The organism is Actinoplanes sp. NPDC051537, from assembly GCF_055586105.1.
In genome coordinates this window covers 312,927-330,318 of the sequence record NZ_JBVJIU010000002.1, presented here as the reverse complement: position 1 = coordinate 330,318, position 17,392 = coordinate 312,927, and the positions used below count along the sequence as shown (strand labels likewise).

Genomic DNA, 17,392 nt, shown 5'->3' with positions numbered 1-17,392 from the left:
CCCCGGCTCAGGCGGAGACCGTCATCGCGGCGCCGGTCAGCTCGACCGAGCGGACGCGGTCGGCCGGCTCCTGCGCCTGGTGGGTGGTGATGACCTCGTCGGCGTGGCAGCTCGCGGCGAAGGCGGTGAGGTAGTCGCGGACCTCGCCGGGCGTGCCGGCCACGCTGTAGCGGGTCATCGACGCCAGCTGGGCGCCGCCGGGGGAGGCCAGGAACTCGTCGATCTCGGCGTCGGTGAAGTTGCCGCCGACCGCGCCCCGGCTGATCAGGGCGCGGGTCCGGGCCCGCCAGGCCGCCTTCATCTGGCTCGCGGCGGCGTCGTGGTCCTCGGCCGCGAAGACGTTCACCCCGGCGATCACGAACGGCTCGGCCAGCTGGGCGGACGGCCGGAACGTCTCGCGGTAGATCTCCACCGCCCGGTGCAGGTGGTCGGGGGCGAAATGCGAGGCGAACGCGTACGGCAACCCCAGTTGCGCCGCGAGCTGGGCGCCGAACAGCGACGACCCGAGGATGTAGAGCGGCACGACCTCGTCGGCGCGGGGCACCGCCTGCACGCCCGGCACCCGGCTGTGCCCGCTCAGGTAGCCCTGCAGCTCCAGCACGTCGTCGGGGAACGAGTCGGCCGAGGCGGGATTGCGGCGCAGCGCGAGCATCGTGTTCTGGTCGCTGCCGGGCGCCCGGCCGAGCCCGAGGTCGATGCGGCCGGGGTGCAGCGTCGCGAGCGTGCCGAACTGCTCGGCGATGACCAGCGGCGAGTGGTTGGGCAGCATGATGCCGCCGGCGCCGAGCCGGATCGACTCGGTGTGGGCGGCGATGTGCCCGATGAGCACGCTGGTCGCCGACGAGGCGATCGACGGCATGTTGTGGTGCTCGGCGTACCAGACGCGGCGGAACCCGCCACGCTCGGCCGCGCGGGCCAGCTCCACCGACGCCGCGAAGCTGTCCCGGACGGGCCGGCCCTTGAGCACGGGCGCGAGATCAAGAAGAGAGAGGGCTAGTGACACGCTTCGACACTAGCTCCGCCCCGGCCCTTCCCTGAGCGGCCGGACGGCCGTCCCGATAGCGTGAGCGGCGAGGTGAACGCATGAGTCTGGAAAAGGTGGTCTTCGGGTTCTTCGTGCTGCTGGCGGCCACGCTGAACTTCGGGTTCTTCATCGGCGACCTGTCCGACCCGGCGCTGCACAACGTGTACGAGCTGTTCGCGGCCGTGGTGGTGAGCCTGATCGCGACCGTGCTCAAGTTCGGCGACCGCACCCAGATCGGCGCCGTGCACCTGGCCACCAGCCTGGTGGCCGACCTCCAGCTGATCGCGGCCGCGGTGGTGTGGGCCTATGCGACGCAGATCTCCTCGGTCGGGCTCGACGGCGAGGCGATCGCCGGCGTGGTGTCGCTGTCCGGCGGCGCGCTGCTGGCCAACCTCGTCTCGGTCGTCCTGCTGGTGATCGAGACCACCACGTTCCACCGCCGATGACGTCCCGCCCGCGGCGCCGGTTCGCGGCGCGCTACGCCGAGCGGTCACCGACGATCTTCCTGATCCTGCGGCGGATGCGGGCGCCGCTCATCGTGCTGATCGTCATCTTCGCGGTCAGTGTGCTCGGGCTCACGCTGGTTCCGGGGCGGGACGCGGCCGGCCATCCGGCCCGGATGGGGTTCTTCGACGCGTTCTACTTCATGAGCTACACCGCGACGACGATCGGCTACGGGGAGATTCCGCAGCCGTTCACCGGCGCTCAGCGACTGTGGGTCATGGCGACCATCTATCTCACGGTGGTCGGGTGGGCGTACGCGATCGGCTCGCTCTTGACCTTGTTGCAGGATCGCACCTTCCGGCAGGCGATCGCGCTGCGCCGGTTCACCCGCACGGTGAACCGGCTGCGGGAGCCGTTCCTGCTGCTGGCCGGCTATGGGCAGACCGGGCAGATCCTCGGCCGGGCGCTCGACGCGCTCGGCCGCCGCATGGTGGTGCTGGATCTGTCCGCGGAACGGGTCGACGCGCTGGACATCGACTCCTATCACGCCGACGTGCCGGGTCTGGTCGGTGACGCCGCCGACCCGCGCACGCTGCACCTGGCCGGCCTCGAGCATCCGCGGTGCGTGGGGGTGCTCGCGCTCACCGACGACGACGAGGTCAACCTGGTGGTGGCCATGACGGCCGCGCTGATCCGCCCGGAGGTGCCGGTCGTCGCCCGCACGCTGTCGCCGGCGGTCGAGCACCGGATGCGGGCGTTCGGCTCGCCGGCGGTGGTCAACCCGTTCGACCGGTTCGGCGATCACGTCCGGCTGGCCCTGCACGCCCCGGCCGCGTACCAGCTGATGTCCTGGCTGGCCGGCGGCCCGGGCGCCGAGCTGCCGCCGCCCGGCCGCCCACCGGAACCGGGGCGCTGGGTGGTCTGCGGCTACGGCCGGTTCGGCCAGAAGGTCGTCGAGGATCTGCGCGCCGACGGACTCGAGGTGACCGTCGTCGACCTGCGCGAGCGAGCCGGCTTCGTGGGTGACGCCTCCGACCCCGACGTGCTGCGGCAGACGCGGCCGGAGGAGGCCGTCGGCTTCGTGGCCGGGACCGACAACGACACCACCAACCTCTCGCTGATCGCCGCCGCCCGCCGGCTCAATCCCGACCTGTTCATCGCCGCGCGGCAGAACCGGCCGGCCAGCGCGCCGCTGTTCGCCGCCGTCGCCGCCGACTGGGTGCTGGTGCCGGCCGAGGTCGTGGCCCGCGAGATCTACGCCCAGCTGAGCACGCCGCTGCTGTGGCGGTTCCTGCAGGAGATGCCGGCCCGCGGCAACGACTGGGCGGCCGGGCTGCTCGAGCGTCTCGAGGCGCACTGCGGCAGCCGCCTCGGCGACGTCTGGAAGATCACCCTGACCGACGCCGAGACGCCGGCGCTCGGCCCGTGGCTGCGCCGCGGCGACGCCCGCCTGGGCGACCTGCTGCGCCGGCCGCAGGACCGCGACCGCACGCTGGCCGCGGTGCCGCTGCTGCTCCTGCGCGGGGACGAGGCCATGCTCGGCCCCGAGGACGACACGACGCTCGAGGAGGGCGACCAGCTTCTGTTCGCCGGTCATCCGGCGGCGCGGCGGGCGCTGATGGACACCACCACGAACCGGGCGGTCAGCGAGTACGTGCTCTACGACCGGACCGTGCCGGCCGGCTGGCTGTGGCAGCGGGTGACCCGCCGGATGCCGCACCGAGACTGAGATGCCGCACCGAGACTGACAAGAGTCTTCACAGATCGAGAAGCCTGTATGTACGGTCGGGGGATGCGCCTACCCATCGCCGCTCTTCTCGTGGTCGCGCTGCCGTTCGCGGGCGCCCCGGCTCCGGCCGGGGCCGCGCCCGCCGCGGTGGCGCTCGGTAGCGTCGTGCCCGCGCCGGTCGAGGCGCACCAGCACGGACCTGCGTTCCAGCTCACCTCCCGCACCGTCATCGAGGCGCCCCCGTCGGCGCGGAACGTGGCCGACCGGCTCGCCGAGGCGCTGCGCCCGGCTACCGGATACCCGCTGCCGGTGGTCGGCCACGCACCCGGCCGGGTGCCCGTGATCTCCCTGGTGACCGGCCACTCCGGCTCGCCTGCTGCGGACGGCTACCGGCTCACGTCCGGGCCCGCGGGCGTGCGGATCGCGGCGGGCACGAACGCCGGGCTCTTCGCCGGCGTCCAGACACTGCGGCAGCTGCTGCCGGCGGCCATCGACTCGGCCACCGTCCGGCACGCCCGGTGGGCGGTCGCGGGCGGGGAGATCGTCGACCATCCGCGGTTCGGCTATCGCGGGGCGATGCTCGACGAGGCGCGCCACTTCCACACGGTGCCGGAGATCAAGGCGTACATCGACGAGATCAGCCGTTTCAAGGTCAACTACCTGCATCTGCATCTCGCCGACGACCAGGGCTGGCGCATCCAGATCGACTCGTGGCCGCGGCTCACCGAGATCGGCGGGGCGCCCGGGACCGGGGTCGACGGCGTGGGCGGGGGCTACCTCACCAAGGCCGACTACCGGTCGCTGGTGCGCTATGCCGCCGACCGGTACGTGACGATCGTGCCCGAGATCGACATGCCCGGTCACGTCAACGCGGCCCAGGTCGCGTACCCCGAGCTGACCTGCGACGGGGTGGCGCCGCCGCCGCGGACGGACACCGAGGTCGGGTACAGCTCGCTGTGCATCGGCAAGGAGGTCACGTACCGCTTCGTCGAGGACGTGATCCGCGAGCTGGCGGCCATGACGCCCGGGCCCTACCTGCACATCGGCGGGGACGAGGCGCACGCCACGCCGGTCGCCGACTACCTGACGTTCGAGCAGCGGGTGCTCCCGCTGGTGAGGAAGTACGGCAAGACGGCGTACGGCTGGAACGAGATCGCCGCGGCGCCGGCGGCCGACCACGCGGTCGCCCAGTACTGGGGTCTGGACACCTCGAACGCGACCCTGGCCGCGGCCGCCGGGCGGGGCACCAAGGTGGTCATGTCGCCGGCCAATCTCGCGTACCTCGATCAGAAGTACGACGAGAACACCCCGCTCGGGCTGGACTGGGCGGGATTCATCGAGGTGCGGACGGCGTACGACTGGGATCCCGCCACGCGGCTGACCGATCTGCCGGCGAGCGCCGTCATCGGCGTCGAGGCGCCGCTCTGGTCGGAGACGCTGCGCGACCTGGACGACATCGAGTTCATGGCGTTCCCGCGGCTCGCGGCCATCGCCGAGCTGGGCTGGTCGCCGTCGCGTAATTGGGATTCGTTCCGGGCCCGGATCGGCGCCTACGGTCCGCGCTGGGTCGCGCAGGGCGTCGACTTCTACCGTTCGCCGCAGGTCGACTGGTCCCTGGGTAGGGGGCGGTAGTTGGCTCTGCGGTATGACGACGCGGGCCGTACCCCGTACCTACGCTCCGCGCCATGACATTGGTGAAGAGGTTTCTCAGCTCCGGGTCGGCGTTCCTGATCGGCGCCGACCCGCCCCGCCCCGGCGGTCGCCGCGAGCACGTGGCGACCGCCCTGGCCACCGCGGCCGCGCTCTACCTGGCCTACGGTGCGACCACCTATCTCGAGCGCAAGTCGGGCCTGCCGGTGCTGGTCTGCGCGGCCGGCGGCGCGGCTCTCGGCGTCCCGATGGTGCTGGCCGTGACCCGGCCGCTGCTGGCCTGGCGGGCGCTGTGGCTCGCCTCGGTCGCGACCGGCGTCCTGGTGCAGACCCATCACCGCACGCCGTTCTCCTGGCATCCGGCGATCCTCGCCGCCCAGATGGTGCTGCTGTTCGTGATCGCCCTGCGGGTGCCGTTCGCGGTGAGCGCCTGGGCGTGGGCGAGCATGGCCGGCCTGGTCTGCCTGTCGTTCTACCCGGCCGACCGGGTCCCGCTCATCGAGATCGTCACCGTGTTCACCGGGATCGCCTGGCTGATTCGCGCTGGGCGATCCCGGCGCCGGTCCCGGCCGACGTCTTCCGCTTCAGCGTCACCGTCACCGGAACGAGAAGCGGCGCTTCTTGGGCCGCCGGAAGCCCTGTAGGGCGTCCGCGCCCTGCCGCAGCAGGCGGGTGCCGCGGCTGGGCCCGCGCCGCGCTTCGATGGTCTCACTGAGCTTCCGAGCACCGACCGCGCCCAGCGGCACGACGATGGCCATGATGACGAACCGGCGAATCAGGTTGGGGATCATAGCCGTGGTTTACCCGGGATTGTCGCCGTCCATGCGCCCCGGCCGGATTCACTCGCGTGGCGGGCCGTTACGATCGGACACCGACGAGAGGGAGGACCCATGCCGGAGGCGCTGCGGCCACTGCGCTGGTGGGCCGGTCTCGCCGTGGTCTTCTTCGGCATCCTGCCGGTCGTCATGGTGACGCTGCTGGTCACCGGCGGCCACACCCCCGGCGCGGTCGGTTTCCTGCTGATCGGTGGCATCCCGCTGGTGCTGGCCGGCATCGTCTACGCGGCCCGCGGCATGACCGGCGAAGATCCCGAGGTCGCCACCCACCGCCTGCACCTGAGCATGGCCCTGATCGCCGCCGCCGACGTGCTGCTGCTGGGCGGCAACGCCCTGATCCGGATGGCCGGCAGCTAGGCGCCCGCCCTGCGCCGCGCCTGACGCACCCCGCGCCGCGCCTGACCCGCCCGCGCCGCGCCGCGCCGTGTCCGCTCTGCGCCGCATTTCACCCGCGCCGCGCTCCGCCCGCTTTGCGCCGCCCAGCGCGCCGGGATGAGCGATCGCCCGGCATCCCTGCAGCGTAAGACGGGCGCCGGGCGCGCACGGTGGAAACGGGCGTTCCGGCGCTCCTGCACCTTTCGTCGCCGACGCTGGGCTCGATGCTGCTTCTCCGTCGGGCCGAGCGGAGCGACCGGGGTGCCCGATCCGGGTTGCACGAGGCACCGAGCAAGGCGGGGGAGCGGGAGGCGGTCGTGAACGGGGTGGTCACACCGGACCGGATCCGGCGCTTCGGCGGGGCCGTCGCGGCCCTGGCCGGCGGGGTCCGCGACGACGAGGTCAGGGTGCTGCCGCGGTCCGGCGGCGAGCAACTGGCCGAGCCGGCGGCCGGGCATTGCACCGGCCCGCGCGCGGGGGCCGTGGCAGCGCGGGGGAGCCTGGCGGTGATGTCGTGAGCGACCTCTTCTGGCGGCGCCGCACCGAGGACGCCGGCGGGCTGCTTCGGCGGGACAGCGAGCTGCCCGAGGTTCTGGCCTGGCGGCGCTGGCGGCTGACCGAGGAGCTGACCGATCGCCACTACCGCCGGTGGGGGCTGATGCCGCGGCCGGCGACCGAGGACGAGATCGCGGTGGTGACCGGCGACTGCGCGCATCCGGCCCGCGACCTCGGGCGGCTGGGCGGCAAGGTTCATCTCGGCGCCGACAACGAGCTGGCCGCGCTCTACGACGACATCTACTCCGACGGCGGGCGGCGCTACCCGGACGGCTACGGCTGGGCCGAGTGGGCCGACCGGGTGGAGAGCTGGCTCGACATCGAGGCCGGCGAGCACGACGACTGCCTCCACCGCCGCGCCGACGCGCTGTTTCCGCTGATGTGGCGGGTCGGGTTGCGGCTGCGGACGGCCGACAACGAGCCGGGCGCGACGATCCGGACGATCGGGGTGATGAGCTGGGCGGATGTGGTCCAGCACGTCAGCCTCGCGTACGACGTGGAGCACGACCTGGAGCGGACGGCGAGCTGGGTGATGGTCCGCACCCGCACCGCCTGGTGTGCGCTCAGCCCGGCCGGCCTCGCCTATCGCGGCGACACCGTGGTCGACCTGGCCGCCGCGCACGGGGCCGGCGCCGGCCCGGGCGAGCTCGCGGCGATGGTGGAGGGGCTCGGCGACGTCGCGCCCGACGCCCGGCTGGCCCAGCGGGCGGGGCTGCCCACCGCCCGGTTCGAGCCGGACCTCGAGACGCCGGACGGGCTGACCTTCTTCGCGAACGGCGACGACCTGGTCGTGGTGGCGAGCCTGGGCGCCGGTCGATCGGCCGCCGACGCCGCCCTCGCGTACGGGATCGGGCTCGCCGGCGACCGCGACGTGGCGCTGATCCTGCCGGAGGGCCGGGAAGGCCCGACGATGCGGCGGGCGCCGTGCCTGAGCGTCCGGGTCCGCGTCTGGCTGCACGACGGCTGCCGCGTGACGCCCGCGCCCCTGCCGGCCCGCACCGAGGTCTACACCGAATATCGCGCCCAGAGCTGGTTCGTGCTGCCGTCCGAGACGCCGTGGCTGGGCGCGCAGGAGGCGCTGCTGGCGGCGGACGGCTGGGGCGCCGATCTCATCCGGGTGCGCCGGCGGACGCGTACCGGCCCGGCCACCGCCGTCTTCGCCGCCCAGGCGATGCCCGCCCACATCGTGGCCCTCACCAAGCCCAGCCCGGACGCGTTGCTGGAGGCGCTCGACCAGATGGTGTGGGCCGAGTCGGTCGTGACCGAGCTCGAGGCGATCGTCCCCGACGCCGGCTTCTACCTCGCCCACCGCATCGTCGCCGGCGGCCCGCTGCACCCGACCGCGCCGGCCCTGATCGAGGCGCTCGACCTCGGACCGGTCCAGCTCCGGCTGCCGCACCGCGCCGCCGAGGGCCGGCCCGAGATCCAGCCGGTCTGCGACGCGCCGACCGACGGTCCGCGCCCGGCCCCGCCCCGCTCGGGCCACCGCCGGGCCCGGCGCATCGCCGAGGTCGCGGCCGAGGCCGGCGCCGAGCACGACCTCTGGCTCGACCCGATGCGGGCGCTGCTGCCGCCGGCCTGGAACGCCTACGCCGCCACCGAGGAGCACGACGGCATCAGCGACGGGTTCCAGATCGTCACCAGCGCCCAGTCGTTCGCCATGAACGTCTTCGCGCCGGTCGGCGCCGAGGGTGCGGCCCGGGTCTGCGAAAGCCTCGCCCTGCCGGTGGATCGGGCCGACCTGCCGGTGTTCGGCTTCCGCGCCGAGGGCTTCGCGACCACCGGGATCGACGTGCTGCTCGCCGGCGAGACCGCGGACGGCCGCCGGGTCGCCGCGCTGCTGCTGGTCCGGCTCACCGAGGAGGAGCTCGGCCGCTGCCCGGGCCACCCCGATCCGGCCAACCGGCGCCGGGACGCCTGCCGCACCAACGCCCCGTTCGGCGGCGACCACGACGCGTGCGACCTGCTGCGCCGGGAGAGCATCGACTATCCCCGGCTGCTCGACCTCGCCGGGCCGCCGCTGGCCAGCGGCTGGTGGACGCCCGACGGCGGCTGCCCCTTCCGCCGCAGCAACGAGCCGATGCGGGCGCTCGCGCTGGGTGAGGCGTTGCGCTCCCGGCGCACGTACGACGAGGTGGCCGTCGCCCTGTGCACACCGGCCTTCGAGGAGAGCATCCGGCGCCGCTGGCACGAGGCCCAGGCGACCCTGCGCTCGGCCGGTGGGCTGACCCTGTCGTACCTGCCGCTCGAAGTTGTCCTCACCGTCACCCGGCATCCGGCCGCCGACTGGATCCGCGAGCGGTACGGCCTGGGCAGCGCCGAGAGGGTCTGACGTATTGGAGATCGCGTTGTAGGGTGGGGCCCCGCACCGGCCGGAGGAGGGCAATGTCCAGCGCACCGCTGTCTCTTCCGACCCCGCCGCCCCGCGCCCCCGAGTTCGGCGCCGACGCGCTCATCGTCTGCGAGAGCCTGGTCCGGATCTACCAGACCGGGCCGATCGAGGTGCAGGCGCTGCAGGGGCTCGACCTCATCGTGGAGAGCGGCGAGATGGTCGCCGTCGTCGGCGCGTCCGGGTCGGGCAAGTCGACGCTGCTGTCGATCCTCGCCGGGATCGACGCGCCGACCGCCGGGCGGGCGCGCGTCGACAAGTGGGACCTGCTGGGCATGTCCCGCGCCGACCGGGTCCGCTACCGGCGGCAGACGGTCGGCTTCGTCCGGCAGCAGACCGCGAGCAACCTGGTGCCCTACCTGACCGCCCGGCAGATGGTCGACCTGCCGATGACCGCCGCCCGCGTCCCGGCCCGCACCCGCCGGGCGCGCAGCATGGAGCTGCTCGGCGCGCTCGGCGTCGCCGACTTCGCCGACCGGCGGCCCGGCCAGCTCTCCGGCGGCCAGCAGCAGCGGGTCGCCATCGCCGTGTCGCTGGCCAACGAGCCGCGCGTGCTGCTCGCCGACGAGCCGACCGGCGAGCTCGACACGGCCACCTCGGCCGAGGTGTTCGGGGCGCTGCGCGACGTCAACCGCGATCTCGGCGTCACCGTCGTGGTCGTCACCCACGACTCCGGGGTCAGCGGCCAGGTCGAGCGCACGGTGGCGATCCGCGACGGGCGCACCAGCAGCGAGGTGCTGCGCCGCACGGCGACCGCCGATGACGGCGGCGAGCACGTCATCGCCGAGGAGTACGCGGTGATGGACCGGGCCGGTCGGGTGCAGGTGCCGCGCGACTACCGCGAGGCGCTGAACCTGACCCGCCGGGTGCGGCTGGCGCTCGAGCCCGACCACGTGACGATCAGGCCGGACGCATGACGATTCTGAGCGTCGCCGGCGTGCACCGCAGCTTCGGCGAGGTCCACGCGCTGCGCGACATCTCCTTCGAGGTCGAGCCGGGCACGATGGTCGCGCTCGTCGGCCGCTCCGGCTCGGGCAAGACCACCCTGCTCAACGTGATCGGCGGCCTCGACCGCCCGGACAGCGGCACGGTTACCGTCGACGGCGTCGACGTCACGGCCCTCGACGAGGACGGCCTGTCCCGGCTGCGGCGCGAGAAGGTCTCGTACGTCTTCCAGACCTTCGGCCTCATCCCGGTGCTGTCCGCGGCCGAGAACGTCGGCGTGCCACTGCGCCTGGCCCGCGCCGAGCGGGCCGAGCGGGAACGCCGCGTCGAGCTGCTGCTGGAGCTGGTGGGCCTGGCCGACCACGCCCGGCAGCGCCCCGGCGAGCTCTCCGGCGGCCAGCAGCAGCGGGTGGCCATCGCCCGCGCGCTCGCCGCCTCGCCCCGGCTGCTCATCGCCGACGAGCCGACCGGCCAGCTCGACGCCGAGACCGGCCTCGCGGTGATGGCCCTGCTGCGCGGCGTCGTCGAGTCCGAGGGCGTCACGGCGCTCGTCTCCACCCACGACCCGGTGATGATGGCGCTCGCCGACCGGGTCGTGCACATCGCCGACGGACAGCTGACCACGTGATCGCGCTGCTCACGCGGCGGGCCCGGGCGCAATGGCCGCTGCTGGTCTCGCTGCTCGCCGTCCTCACCCTGGGCGCCACCCTGCTCGGCACCTGCGCACTGCTGGTGACCCGCACGTCCGAGCGGGCGGTCGAGGTGGCGGCGTCCCGGGCCGAGCCCGACGACGTCGAGATCACGGCCTACACGGTGACCATCTCGGCGGCCGACGCGCGGTCGGTGGCGGCCGATACCCGTACGCTGCTGACGTCCTCGATCGCGCCCTTCCCCGCGACCACCTCCACCCGCGCGTCCTCGGTGATGCGCAGGCTGCCGGCGGCCAGCGACGAGGACCGCGGCCTGCTCAGCGAGATGTACCTCTCCGGCGTCGACGGCCTCCAGTCGCAGGCCACCCTGGTCGGCGGGCGCTGGCCCCGATCCGCCGCCGACGGCGCCCGGCCCGGTGCGCCGCTGGAGGCCGCCCTCTTCGACAACACGGCCCGCCTGCTCGGGCTGAAGGTCGGCAGCCGGGTGCACCTCGGCCCCGAGATCGGGCGCGATCCGGCCGGGCCGCTCGACGCCACCGTCGTCGGCATCGTGCACCCACTGCCGGACACCGGCTGGGACCGGGACACGCTGGGCGGAGCCGGGTTCGACCCCGATCCCGAGGACGCCGCCTATGCCGCCGACGTCAACGCGTACGGGCCGATGCTCGTCACCCTCGGCGACCTGCTGGCCAGCGGATCCGCCCTCGACCGCCTCGAGGTCACCGCCCACCCCGACCTGTCCGCGCCGACCGGCCCCGGCCTCGATCGGCTCACCGGCTCGATCCTCGCCGCCGACCGCCGGCTCGAGGGCACGCTCGGCGACCGGGTGCGCATCGAGCGCGTCTCGTCGGCGCTGCCGCGGACCCTGCTCGGCGCCCGCAGCCAGCAGGAGCTCACGGCCGGCTCGGTGCTCGCGCTCGCCTTGATCGGCATCCTGCTCACGGCGATCGCCCTCGCCCTCGCCGGGCGGCTCACCACCGGCGTCCGGGCCGAGGAGAGCGCCCTGTTCGCCGCGCTCGGCACCAGCCGCGGCCAGTTCGCGCTGGTCTCCGCCGTCGAGGCCGCCATCCTGGCCGTGCTCGCCACCGCGTTCGCCATCCCGGCCTCGTCCGCCCTGCACGCCGCCCTCACCCACCTGCCGCCGCTGTCCACCGCCGGGCTCGCCACCCGCCCCGCCGTCAGCCCGGCCCAGGTGCTGGCCGTCGCCGGCGGCGCCCTGGCCCTCGCGCTGCTGCACATCGGCCTCGCCGTGCGGCCCGCCACCGCGGGCGGCGACCGGCACGGCCGCCGGGAGATGCTCGCCCGCTCCGGCGCCGACCTGCTGCTGCTCGCCCTGGCCGGGGTCGGCTGGTGGCAGCTCGAGTCCCAGCCCGCGGCCGCCGGCACCCGGGCCGACGTCGTCCGCGTGCTCGCCCCCGCCCTGCTGCTGGCCGCCGGCACCGCGCTCTCGCTGCGCCTGCTGCCGCCCGCGCTGCGCCGGGCCGAGCGGCTGGCCGGCCGGGCCCGCGGGCTCGTGCTCCCGCTCGCCGCGTTCCAGGCCGCCCGCCGCCCCCAGGCGTACGCGGCCGGGCTGCTGATCGGCCTCGCCTGCGCCGCCGCCACGTTCGGCACCGCGTTCGCCGCCACCTGGAACGTCTCCCAGCACGACCAGGCCGACCTCGCCGTCGGCACCGACCTCGCGCTCACCCTGGACGCGCCGCCGGCCACCGGCCAGAGCGCCGCGATCCACGCCCTCGCCGGCGGCACGATCAGCCCGGCGGTGACCCAGAGCATCGCCGTCGGCCAGTGGCTCGGCGGCTCGGGCGCGGCGCCGCAACTGGTCGCCGTCGACACCCGGCACGCCGCCGGCCTGCTCCGCGGGCGCGGCGCCGACCACGTCGCCGACGGCCTCGCCCCGGCCGGCACGGTGACCGGCCCGGCGCTGGCCAAGGGCGCCACGCCGACCATCTCCGGCACCGCCACCGGGTCGGCTCCGATCGTCGTGACCCCGCGCCTGCTGCTGCAGGACGAGACCGGGCTGCGCACCGCGTGCGGCGGGCCGCCGATCCTGCTCGACGGCCGGTCCCATGCCGTGCCCGGCTGCGTGCCCGCCGGCGGCCTGCGCCTGATCGGCGTGGCGCTGCCGGTCACCTCCGACTCCTGGGAGGTGACGACCAGCCAGATCACGGTCACCATGACCCTGCCCGGCCCGGCCGCGGCGACCTGGACCGCGCGCTCCGCCTCGCCCGAGTCCGCCCAGCTCAACGGCGCGACCGCAACCGCCGCCGGGAACCGGCTCACCTTTGCCGCGGCCGTGCAGTTCGCCGACCCGGCCGACTCCAGCCGGGTTCTGGTCGCCACCTCGTTCCCGGACCCGGGTCCGGTTCCGGTCGTCGTCTCGGCCCGGTTCGCCGGCGACGTGAGCGCCAAGCGCGGCGACCAGATCAGCGTCAGCTTCGGCACCGTCCCGATCGCCGCCGTGATCAAACGGGTCGTGCCGGCGATCCCGTCCCAGCCCGGCGCGGCCGCGGCGCTGTCCGATGTGGACTGGCTGTCCCGCTCGCTGGTGCTGCACGGCGACCTCGAATCGCCGGTCACCGGCTGGTGGGTGGGCGGCCCGCGGGCCGGCGCCGCCGAAAAGGTCGCCGGGCTGCACCTCGGCAAGTCCGTCACCCGTACGGCCGAGACCGCCCGCCTCACCGGAAGCCCGCTGCGCGCCTCGCTCCCCGCCGTGCTGCGGGTGCTCGTGGCCGCCGCCGTCCTGCTGCTGCTCGGCGGCGTCGTCCTGCACGTGGCCTGCGACGTGCAGCTGCGCGCCCTCGAGGTGGCCCGGCTGCGCGGCCTCGGCATGTCCCGCCGCGACATCCGCACCGCCCTGCTCGGCGAGCACGCGGCCGTGCTGCTGCCGCTGATCGTCACCGGCGCCCTCGCCGGCGCGCTCGCGACCTGGGTCGTCGCGCCGCTGCTGATCCGCTCCGACACCGGCGCCGCCCCGGTCCCGGCCGCGGCCGCCGCCTGGCCCTGGCTCACCGAGGCCGCGCTGCTCGGCCTGCTCGTCGCCGGCACCGCGCTCGCGGTCCTCGCCGTCGTCACCGTGCAGGCCCGTCGCGCCGACGCCGCCCATCTGCGGGTGGTGTCGTGATCCGCCGGCTGCCTGCCCTGCATTGGCCGAGCATTCGCGGCCGGGCCCGGGCCGACGCCGGCCCGCTGCTGCTGGTCGCCGGCGTCGTCCTGGTCATCACCCTGCTCGCCGCCGCCGTGCCGCCGCTCATGCGCGCCACCGCCGACCGGGCCGCCCGCGACGCGATCCGCCGGGCCGGCCCGAGCGCCGCCGTCCAGGTGCAGGCCCGCTGGGAGGACGACTACGGGCCGACCGGCGGCCGGGTCCGCTTCGAGGACCTCGCCGCCGACGTCGACGACTTCCGCGGCCGGGCCGTGGCCGCGCTCGACCCGGCCCTGCGCGACACGCTGCGCCCGCCGGTCACCACCGCCACCAGCGTCTCGCTGCTGGTCACCGACGGCAGCGTCCAGCGGCGCTTCCAGCTCGACTACGTGCAGAACGACAGGGGCGGCCCGGCCGTCACCTGGGTCGCCGGCAAGGCCCCGGCCGGCACCGTCAGCGGCAGCCCGGAGATCCCGCTCAACGGGCCGAAATGGGAGGCGCAGGTCGGGCTGTCCGAGGCCGAGGCGGCCGCGCTCAAGCTCGGCCCCGGCGACCACGTCCCGCTCGAGGACGACCAGCGCAACAAGTACAACGTGCTGGTCAGCGGCGTCTTCCGGCCGGTCGACCCGAACGACCCGGCCTGGCAGTCGGTCCCGTGGGTGCTGCGGCCGGTCGCCGACCTCGACGGCGCCGGCAGCACCCGGCTCGGCGGCCTGCTCTCCGCGCGGTCGCTGCCCGACGGCCGGCTCGCGCTGCTGCAGGACCAGTTCACGCGTACGGTCTGGTTCGCCGCCGACCCCGACAAGCTCAGCTGGGAGACGGCCCAGGCGCTGGCCGCCGACGTCGCCACGCTCAAGGCCACCTCGGCGACGTCCGGCGCGCGCGACAGCTCGCTCAAGTGGGACACCCAGCTCGACGCCGTCCTGCGCGACGTGCGGGGCCAGGTCGACGCCGCGTACGCCCAGGCGTCCGTCCTGCTGATCGGCGTCCTGGCCGGCGCCGCGCTCGTCCTGCTGCTCGCCGCCGACCTGCTGGCCCGCCGCCGCGCCCCGGCCCTGATCGCCGCCCGCCGGCGCGGCGCCGGCCTCGCCGACCTGGCCGCCGAGCTGCTGATCGAGTCGATCGCGGTCGCCCTGCCCGCCGCCGCGATCGGCCTGCTGCTGGCCCGCGCGCTGGCCGGCGGCGCCGCCCTGTGGTGGGCCGCCCCGGTCGCCGCGTGCGCCGTGCTGGCCGGTCCCGCCTTCGGCGTCGTCACCGCCGCCCGGGCCACCCGCGACCGCCGCGCGCCGGCCAACCGGTCCGCCCGCCGCTGGGCCGCGCGCACCGTCCAGCTGCGCCGCGCCGCCCTCGACGTCGCCGTCCTGGCCGCCGCCGTCCTCGCCGTCGTCGCCCTGCGCCAGCGCGGCATCGTCGCCGGCGGGGACACGGCGTTGCCGGCCAGCGCCCCCACCCTCGGCGTCGTCGCCGGCGCGCTGGTGCTGCTCCGCCTGATGCCCGCCGGCACCGGCCTGGCGCTGCGCCAGGCCCTGCGCTCGCGGCGGCCGCTCGCCGTCTTCGGCGCCGCCCGCGCCGCCGCGACCGCCACCCGCGTGCTGCCGCTGGTGGTGCTGACCGCCACGATCGCGCTGGCCGCCTTCGCCGTCACCCTCGACGCCACCACCTCCCGCGGCATGGCCGACGGCGCCTGGCGCGTGGTCGGCGCCGACGCTCGCCTCGACGTGGCCCCCGGCCTCGGCGCCGCCGCCACGACGCCGCAGATCGCCGCCCGGATAGCGGCCGCCCCCGGGGTGACCCGGGCGGTCGCCGCCGAGGTCAACGACGGCGTCCGGGTCATCGCCGGCAGCAACGCGGCGACCCCCGGCCTGGTCGTCGTCGACTCCGCCGCCTACCGCCGCCTGCTCGCCGGCACGCCGCTGGCCGCCCTGCCCGACTGGCCGGCCAAGGGAACGCCGATCCCGGCCCTGGTCCGCAGCAGCGACGGCAGCCTGCGCCCCGGGATGACCCTGCGCCTCTACCGCGGGGAGGACGACCCGATCGAGCTCCGGGCGGTCGGCGTCGCCCCGGTCGTCGACAACGCTCCCGACGTGGTCCTGGTCGACGCCGGCTCCGGCTTCCCGTACGAGCCGAACACGGTGTGGGCGACCGGCCCCGGCGCCGCGGCCGCGGTCAAGGCCAACGCCGCCGGCGGCCATCCCGTGATTCGCGCCGAGGTGCTGCACGACCGCCGCGCCGCGCCGCTGAACGCGGGCCTGGTCGCCCTCGACTGGCTCGCGGCCGGCACCCTGCTGGCGCTGGGCCTGCTCGGTTTCGCCCTGGCCGCGGCGGCGAGCGCGCCGGCCCGCTGGGAGACCCTGGCCCGGTTGCGCACGCTCGGCCTGCGCCCCCGCGACACGCACCGCGTCGCGGCCGGCGAGCTGCTGCCCCCGGTGCTGGTGGCCGCCGTCTGCGGCCCGCTGCTGGCCCTGCTGCTGGTGCGCCTGACGTTCGGCCCGCTCGCGCTGCGCACGCTCACCGGTCAGACCGCCGACCCGGCCGCGGCCGTCCCGTGGTGGCTCCTGGCCGCCGTCGTGGTCGTCCTGGCCGCCACCCTGATCGCGGTCGTGGCGGCCGAGGCCGCCGTCCGCAAACGCCGCCGCCTGGGCGACGTCCTGCGCGTCGGCACCTAGACTCTCTGCCGTGACATCACCGGTGATCGCCGAGGGGTATCGGCTGGTGGACGGGTGTCCGCCGGTCGACGACTACCTCGCGCTGCGCGAGCGGTCCGGGCTCAGCCCGCGCCGGCGGGACCAGGGCGAGGCGGCCGTGCGCGGCTCCTGGTCGGCGGTGCATGTCGTGCACGAGGCGAGCGGCGCGATCGTCGCGATGGGCCGGGTCCTCGGCGACGGTGGCTGGTACTTCCACGTCGTCGACATGGCCGTGCTGCCCGAGCACCAGCGCCGCGGCCTCGGCAACGCCGTCATGACCGCGCTGCTGGAGAGCATCCGCCGGGACGCGCCGCCGGGCGCCTATGTGAGCCTGTTCGCCGACGAGCCGGGGCGGCCGCTCTACCGCCGGCACGGCTTCGCCGAGACCGCGCCCGGCTCGCTCGGCATGGCCCGCATTCTCTAGCCGCGCCGACCGGGCCGCGGGGCCGCCGATCGGGGCGGCGCCGCGCGCATGTGGTCGCGCATCCGGCCCAGCACCTCGGCGAGCACCGTGACGTCCTCGTCCGACAGCGACGCCATCATCAGCTGCCGCACGACGTCCACGTGCCCGTCCATCACCTGCCCGAGCACGTCGCGGCCGGCGTCGGTCAGGGTCACCTCGACGCTGCGCTCGTCCTCGGCGCCCGGCGTGCGCGTCACCAGGCCGCGCTTGTCGAGCTGGGCGGCCTGATAGGTGAGCCCGCTGCGGCTGTAGACCAGGCCGTCGGCGAGGTCGGTCATCCGCAGCCGCCCGCCGGCCGCGTTCAGCCGGGCGAGGATCTGGAACTGCGGCGTGGTCAGCCCGCCGTCGGTCTTGAGCTGCTGCTCGACCGCGTGCTGGAGCAGGCTGCTCACCTCGGTCAGCGCGAAGTAGGCGGCCAGCTGGGCGGGGCCCAGGCGTGTGTGCTCGGTCACGCAATTTCCCTCGTCGATAGTTTGCTGCGAACTCGAAGCAGTTCGTATGCTTCG

The 17,392-nt window shown here is 75.3% G+C and carries 15 protein-coding genes; 12 read left to right on the top strand and 3 right to left on the bottom strand.

Translation table 11 applies throughout. The features are described 5' to 3' along the window. Positions 1 to 7: 7 nt before the first annotated feature. Positions 8 to 1,003 (bottom strand): LLM class flavin-dependent oxidoreductase, encoded by a 996-nt coding sequence (locus tag ACZ6TB_RS05300; RefSeq protein WP_465550843.1) that lies wholly within the window; start codon positions 1,001 to 1,003, stop codon positions 8 to 10. A gap of 80 nt (positions 1,004 to 1,083) precedes the next feature. Between ACZ6TB_RS05300 and ACZ6TB_RS05295 the strand changes: the two genes are divergently transcribed. The 4 genes from ACZ6TB_RS05295 to ACZ6TB_RS05280 all read left to right on the top strand — a co-directional run bounded on the left by ACZ6TB_RS05295 (position 1,084) and on the right by ACZ6TB_RS05280 (position 5,491). Next, the gene (locus tag ACZ6TB_RS05295) at positions 1,084 to 1,470 is read left to right on the top strand and encodes a DUF6394 family protein (protein WP_465550841.1); all 387 of its coding nucleotides are present in this window, start codon (positions 1,084 to 1,086) and stop codon (positions 1,468 to 1,470) included. Next, the gene (locus tag ACZ6TB_RS05290) at positions 1,467 to 3,197 is read left to right on the top strand and encodes a potassium channel family protein (protein WP_465550839.1); all 1,731 of its coding nucleotides are present in this window, start codon (positions 1,467 to 1,469) and stop codon (positions 3,195 to 3,197) included. Before ACZ6TB_RS05295 ends, ACZ6TB_RS05290 begins: the two co-directional genes overlap by 4 nt. A 63-nt stretch (positions 3,198 to 3,260) precedes the next feature. Further along, the gene (locus ACZ6TB_RS05285) at positions 3,261 to 4,829 is read left to right on the top strand and encodes a beta-N-acetylhexosaminidase (protein WP_465550837.1); all 1,569 of its coding nucleotides are present in this window, start codon (positions 3,261 to 3,263) and stop codon (positions 4,827 to 4,829) included. Between the two features lie 53 nt (positions 4,830 to 4,882). Continuing rightward, entirely contained in the window at positions 4,883 to 5,491 is a 609-nt protein-coding gene (locus tag ACZ6TB_RS05280; protein WP_465550835.1) for a hypothetical protein, read from the top strand. Here the strand turns inward: ACZ6TB_RS05280 and ACZ6TB_RS05275 are convergent. Continuing rightward, on the bottom strand, positions 5,444 to 5,638 hold the full coding sequence (locus ACZ6TB_RS05275) for a hypothetical protein (RefSeq protein ID WP_465550833.1): 195 nt from the start codon (positions 5,636 to 5,638) through the stop codon (positions 5,444 to 5,446). The two genes, ACZ6TB_RS05280 and ACZ6TB_RS05275, sit on opposite strands and share 48 nt — an antisense overlap. A gap of 99 nt (positions 5,639 to 5,737) precedes the next feature. Between ACZ6TB_RS05275 and ACZ6TB_RS05270 the strand changes: the two genes are divergently transcribed. From ACZ6TB_RS05270 to ACZ6TB_RS05235, 8 genes are all read left to right on the top strand, one after another. Then, positions 5,738 to 6,040, top strand: a complete 303-nt coding sequence (locus ACZ6TB_RS05270; RefSeq protein ID WP_465550831.1) for a hypothetical protein — start codon at positions 5,738 to 5,740, stop codon at positions 6,038 to 6,040. 242 nt (positions 6,041 to 6,282) lie between these two features. Then, positions 6,283 to 6,576 carry a hypothetical protein gene (locus ACZ6TB_RS05265; protein ID WP_465550829.1) on the top strand — a complete coding sequence of 98 codons (294 nt, stop codon included), beginning with the start codon at positions 6,283 to 6,285 and terminating at the stop codon, positions 6,574 to 6,576. Further along, positions 6,573 to 8,945 carry a hypothetical protein gene (locus ACZ6TB_RS05260; protein WP_465550827.1) on the top strand — a complete coding sequence of 791 codons (2,373 nt, stop codon included), beginning with the start codon at positions 6,573 to 6,575 and terminating at the stop codon, positions 8,943 to 8,945. The genes ACZ6TB_RS05265 and ACZ6TB_RS05260 overlap by 4 nt, the downstream gene beginning before the upstream one ends. A 53-nt stretch (positions 8,946 to 8,998) precedes the next feature. Beyond that, on the top strand, positions 8,999 to 9,919 hold the full coding sequence (locus ACZ6TB_RS05255; protein ID WP_465550825.1) for an ABC transporter ATP-binding protein: 921 nt from the start codon (positions 8,999 to 9,001) through the stop codon (positions 9,917 to 9,919). Then, entirely contained in the window at positions 9,916 to 10,575 is a 660-nt protein-coding gene (locus tag ACZ6TB_RS05250) for an ABC transporter ATP-binding protein (protein WP_465550823.1), read from the top strand. Before ACZ6TB_RS05255 ends, ACZ6TB_RS05250 begins: the two co-directional genes overlap by 4 nt. Next, positions 10,572 to 13,718 (top strand): FtsX-like permease family protein, encoded by a 3,147-nt coding sequence (locus ACZ6TB_RS05245; RefSeq protein ID WP_465550821.1) that lies wholly within the window; start codon positions 10,572 to 10,574, stop codon positions 13,716 to 13,718. The genes ACZ6TB_RS05250 and ACZ6TB_RS05245 overlap by 4 nt, the downstream gene beginning before the upstream one ends. Further along, positions 13,715 to 16,405 carry an FtsX-like permease family protein gene (locus ACZ6TB_RS05240; protein ID WP_465550819.1) on the top strand — a complete coding sequence of 897 codons (2,691 nt, stop codon included), beginning with the start codon at positions 13,715 to 13,717 and terminating at the stop codon, positions 16,403 to 16,405. Before ACZ6TB_RS05245 ends, ACZ6TB_RS05240 begins: the two co-directional genes overlap by 4 nt. A 10-nt stretch (positions 16,406 to 16,415) precedes the next feature. Then, a complete protein-coding gene (locus tag ACZ6TB_RS05235; protein WP_465550817.1) occupies positions 16,416 to 16,847 on the top strand; it encodes a GNAT family N-acetyltransferase in 432 nt (143 codons plus the stop codon). Here the strand turns inward: ACZ6TB_RS05235 and ACZ6TB_RS05230 are convergent. After that, positions 16,844 to 17,338, bottom strand: coding sequence for a MarR family winged helix-turn-helix transcriptional regulator (locus tag ACZ6TB_RS05230; RefSeq protein ID WP_465550815.1), 495 nt, complete (start codon positions 17,336 to 17,338; stop codon positions 16,844 to 16,846). The two genes, ACZ6TB_RS05235 and ACZ6TB_RS05230, sit on opposite strands and share 4 nt — an antisense overlap. Between the last annotated feature and the right edge of the window lie 54 nt (positions 17,339 to 17,392).

Excerpts from the sequence above, each read along its gene's own strand:
- ACZ6TB_RS05295 (WP_465550841.1), top strand. The coding sequence starts at position 1,084 with ATGAGTCTGGAAAAGGTGGTCTTCGGGTTCTTCGTGCTGCTGGCGGCC.
- ACZ6TB_RS05290 (WP_465550839.1), top strand. The coding sequence starts at position 1,467 with ATGACGTCCCGCCCGCGGCGCCGGTTCGCGGCGCGCTACGCCGAGCGG.
- ACZ6TB_RS05285 (WP_465550837.1), top strand. The coding sequence starts at position 3,261 with ATGCGCCTACCCATCGCCGCTCTTCTCGTGGTCGCGCTGCCGTTCGCG.
- ACZ6TB_RS05280 (WP_465550835.1), top strand. The coding sequence starts at position 4,883 with ATGACATTGGTGAAGAGGTTTCTCAGCTCCGGGTCGGCGTTCCTGATC.
- ACZ6TB_RS05275 (WP_465550833.1), bottom strand. The coding sequence starts at position 5,638 with ATGATCCCCAACCTGATTCGCCGGTTCGTCATCATGGCCATCGTCGTG.
- ACZ6TB_RS05270 (WP_465550831.1), top strand. The coding sequence starts at position 5,738 with ATGCCGGAGGCGCTGCGGCCACTGCGCTGGTGGGCCGGTCTCGCCGTG.
- ACZ6TB_RS05265 (WP_465550829.1), top strand. The coding sequence starts at position 6,283 with ATGCTGCTTCTCCGTCGGGCCGAGCGGAGCGACCGGGGTGCCCGATCC.
- ACZ6TB_RS05255 (WP_465550825.1), top strand. The coding sequence starts at position 8,999 with ATGTCCAGCGCACCGCTGTCTCTTCCGACCCCGCCGCCCCGCGCCCCC.
- ACZ6TB_RS05250 (WP_465550823.1), top strand. The coding sequence starts at position 9,916 with ATGACGATTCTGAGCGTCGCCGGCGTGCACCGCAGCTTCGGCGAGGTC.